Source organism: Promineifilum sp. (SeqCode), assembly GCF_041918635.1.
Lineage (GTDB): Bacteria > Chloroflexota > Anaerolineae > Promineifilales > Promineifilaceae > Promineifilum.
The window spans coordinates 1-3,305 of record NZ_JAYRVJ010000182.1; the positions used below are offsets into that span (position 1 = coordinate 1).

The 3,305-nt window shown below is 63.0% G+C and carries 4 protein-coding genes; all 4 read right to left on the reverse strand.

Annotated features, from left to right (window positions below; genetic code table 11):
* Positions 1 to 201 precede the first annotated feature (201 nt).
* A complete protein-coding gene (gene fldA / locus ACE3UY_RS06220; RefSeq protein WP_374686684.1) occupies positions 202 to 735 on the reverse strand; it encodes a flavodoxin FldA in 534 nt (177 codons plus the stop codon).
* Between the two features lie 205 nt (positions 736 to 940).
* Positions 941 to 1,282, reverse strand: a complete 342-nt coding sequence (gene panD, locus ACE3UY_RS06225) for an aspartate 1-decarboxylase (RefSeq protein ID WP_374686685.1) — start codon at positions 1,280 to 1,282, stop codon at positions 941 to 943.
* A 112-nt stretch (positions 1,283 to 1,394) separates the two neighbouring features.
* Positions 1,395 to 2,594: a P1 family peptidase gene (locus ACE3UY_RS06230; protein WP_374686686.1), complete on the reverse strand. Its 1,200-nt coding sequence runs from the start codon at positions 2,592 to 2,594 to the stop codon at positions 1,395 to 1,397.
* 158 nt (positions 2,595 to 2,752) lie between these two features.
* A partial coding sequence (locus ACE3UY_RS06235) for a dimethylarginine dimethylaminohydrolase family protein (RefSeq protein WP_374686687.1) occupies positions 2,753 to 3,305 on the reverse strand: 553 nt, incomplete at its 5' end.

Consider the following 3,305-nt stretch of genomic DNA (forward strand, 5'->3'; position numbering starts at 1 on the left):
CCGATGACGGCGATGAACTCGCCCCGTTCGACCTGGATGTCGATGCCGCGCAGCGCCGGGAAGTCGCCAGCCGGCGTCCGGTACACTTTCGTCAGTTGGCGGGCGTCAACGTAGGGCGTCGGCTGGGTCATGAACCGCCGATTATAGCGGCCCATGATCGACGCGCCAGAAAGAGCCGCGCTCACCCGCGCCGCGCGATCCTCAGGCGACCAGCTCGCCTACCTCAAAGTCTATCAACAACTGGTCAACCCAGTCAGCGATGCGCGTTTCGGTCAACTCCCCTTCATTGTCATCATCCAGCGCCAATCCCAGAAAGACGCCGTCTTCCACTGCCAGCGAGTGGCTGAACTCGTAGTCGCCGGCGTCGGTGAAGCCGACCAGTTCGGCCCCACGCTCCTCCAGCTTTTTGCCGATGATGCCCATGGCGTCGCAGTAGTTATCCGGGTAGCCGAACTGGTCGCCCGGAGCGAACATGGCGACCCTTTTGCCGTGCAGGTCAAGCTTATCCAGTTGGTCGAATTTGAGATCCCAGTCGTCCTGTAGCTGGCCGATGTTCCAGGTTGGACAGCCGACGATCAGCCGGTCGTATTCCTGCATACGCTGCACGTCAACCTGGCCGATATTGAACATATCGATCACATCCGGGATGTGGCTGTCGAACGCTTTCTTGATCAATTCGGCGTCGAGTTCCGTATTGCCCGTATTTGAACCGTAAAAGAGACCGATCTTCATCATGCGTGCTCCCTTGCGCGAGAAGCGTCTCATAGGCCAAGGGCGATTACGAAAGGTTCTCGTGCGCTAGGTGGGGAATAATTTTATCAATTTCATTATAAAAATAGCCTGCCTGTCACGCAAGACAGGCAGGCTATTTTGAAGTTCATGCCGGTTAAACCGATTGTTAACGCGCCTTCAGCGCGATGTTCTATCGATAACCATCCTGCTAGAGATCGCGCACATACCGGTTGTTCTTATCCACAAGAATTTGTCGGGGCGTGATCGGCTTGTCGGTCAGTTCGAAGCCGATGATGATGATCTCCTCCCCCGCCTTGATCAGGTGGGCCGCCGCGCCATTCATGTTGATCACGCCGGAGCCGCGTTCGCCGGCGATGACGTAGGTCTCCAGCCGCGCGCCGCTGGTGTTGCTGACCACCAGCACCTTCTCCCCCGGCCATAGCCCGACGCGCTCGATCAGCTCTTCATCAATCGTGATGCTACCAACGTAGGCGACGTTCGCATCAATTACGGTCGCCTTGTGAATCTTGGAACGCAAAACCCATCTCATACCAAGAAGTATACGTTAGGGTGCATATGAAGTTGCTAAGAACCAACGCCAGGACGAAAGACGCCAGGACGCAATGCTCTTTTTTGCGTCCCGGCGTCCCTGTATCTTTGCGTTAGCGCCTTTGCGCTATCAGCTTCGCCACCTCTTCCGCCGGCAACCCATACCGCACGTGCCCATTACGGCCGACGACCGTCTCGGCCATGAGCAGGCTGTTGTAGATGGCTTCTTCGATGCTCTCCACCACGGCCGCGGCGAACCACTCCATGAGGGGCTGCTCGTAGAGCGTCGTAGAAACCGGGTTTCTTCCGAGAAACCCGGTTTCTATGACCCGGTTCGTCGTGCTGAAGGCGATGACGAAGTCACCGCTGCCGCCGTGGCAGGTGCTGCCCGTGCGGGCCAGCCCGAACGCCGCCCGCCGGCACAGCCGCCCCAGCCCCCGCGCGTCCAGCGGCGCGTCGGTGGCCAGGATCATCATGATGGAGCCGCCTGGCTCAGCTGGGGGGCGGGGGAGCTGGGGGCCAGGGGAGATCGCTCGAACATTCTGGCTCCCCTGCTCCCCTGCTCCCCCGCTCCCCTGCGCTTCATCCGGCGGCCGCACATATCGCCCCACCGGCACCCCGCCGATCACCAACTCCTCCGCCCGCCCAAAGTTGCTCTGCACCAGCGCGCCCACGGTGAAGCCGCCGGCCCGCTCCGGCAAGACACGCGACGCCGTGCCGATGCCCCCCTTCCAGCCGTAGCAACTCGTGCCCGTCCCCGCGCCCACCGCGCCCTCGGCGACCTCGGCCGAGGCGGCGGCCAGCGCGGCGCGCACCTCGGTCAGACCGATGGGCCGCGCCTGGAGGTCGCTCAGGTAGCCGTCGCTCGTCTCGCCGACGACCGGGTTGACGCTGGTATAGCCGCGCCAGCCCGTGTCGGGGAAGCCGACGCCGATGTAGGGCGACTGCTCGACGGCCAGCGTCATCAGTGCGTCGGCCACACGCGGCACGTTCATCGTGCCGGTCAGGGCGACAGGCGTCTCGATGAGGCCCAACTCGCGCACCTGCTCGAAGCCGGCCGGCTTGCCGAAGCCGTTGATGGTGTGGACCGCGGCGGCGACCTTCTCTTCGTACAGGTTGCCGCCATGGGGTCGTATGATGGTCACCCCGGTGCGGAAGGGGCCATGACCCGGCCGCCAGCCGGGATCGGCCACGCCCTCGCCGGCGATCAGCGTGTAGTGCCCCACCGTGACGCCGGCTACGTCGCTGATGGCGTTGCGCGGCCCCGGCGGCAGCGCGCTCCGGCAGATTCCAAGCTCTCTGATTCTTGGCATGATGATCTCCAGTATCCAAAAAGAGGCTCACGCAAAGTTCGCAAAGAACGTCAAGAACGCTAAGAAATCCCTCTTTCTTCTTGGCGTTCTTGGCGAGCTTAGCGTGCTTTGCGTGAGCCTCTTTTCTTCAAATCTGCCCAATCTGCCTAATCTGCGGATTACCCTCTTAGAATCGGCCGCGTCAGGCAGGTTGGCCCGCCCTCGGCCTTCAACGACATCTCGTCGCCCCGATAGCGCAATACGGTGCAACCGGCTTCCTCTAGCTGCCGGGCGGTCTGCAAGTTGTGATCGAGGATGAGGCAGCGGCGCGGGCCGAGGGCCAGCACGTTCGTACCCATCGTGGCGAACTCCTCACCCGGCACGTCAATGAGCCGGACGCCGCGGGCCTCTAACAACTGGAAGAAGGGCACGGGCAGCAGCGGCCGGTAAACCACCGCCAGATCGACATCGACCAGGCTGATGAGCGACATCAGGTGCAGGCACGCCTCCGGCCCCTCGAAGTAGGGCAGTTGCACCGGAACCAGTTCGACGCCTGACCCCGCCAGCGCCTCGCCCAACTGGGCATAGCCGGCGGCGTTGGTGCGAAAGCCGAGGCCGACGCACAGCGTCCGCTCGTCCAGCCAGAGCAGGTCGCCCCCTTCGGCCGTGGCCGGGCCGCGCAGCCGGTAATGGATGGGCACGCCCAGCCGTTGCAGCGACAGGGCCAGCGCC

Excerpts from the sequence above, each read along its gene's own strand:
- fldA (WP_374686684.1), bottom strand. The coding sequence starts at position 735 with ATGATGAAGATCGGTCTCTTTTACGGTTCAAATACGGGCAATACGGAA.
- panD (WP_374686685.1), bottom strand. The coding sequence starts at position 1,282 with ATGAGATGGGTTTTGCGTTCCAAGATTCACAAGGCGACCGTAATTGAT.
- ACE3UY_RS06230 (WP_374686686.1), bottom strand. The coding sequence starts at position 2,594 with ATGCCAAGAATCAGAGAGCTTGGAATCTGCCGGAGCGCGCTGCCGCCG.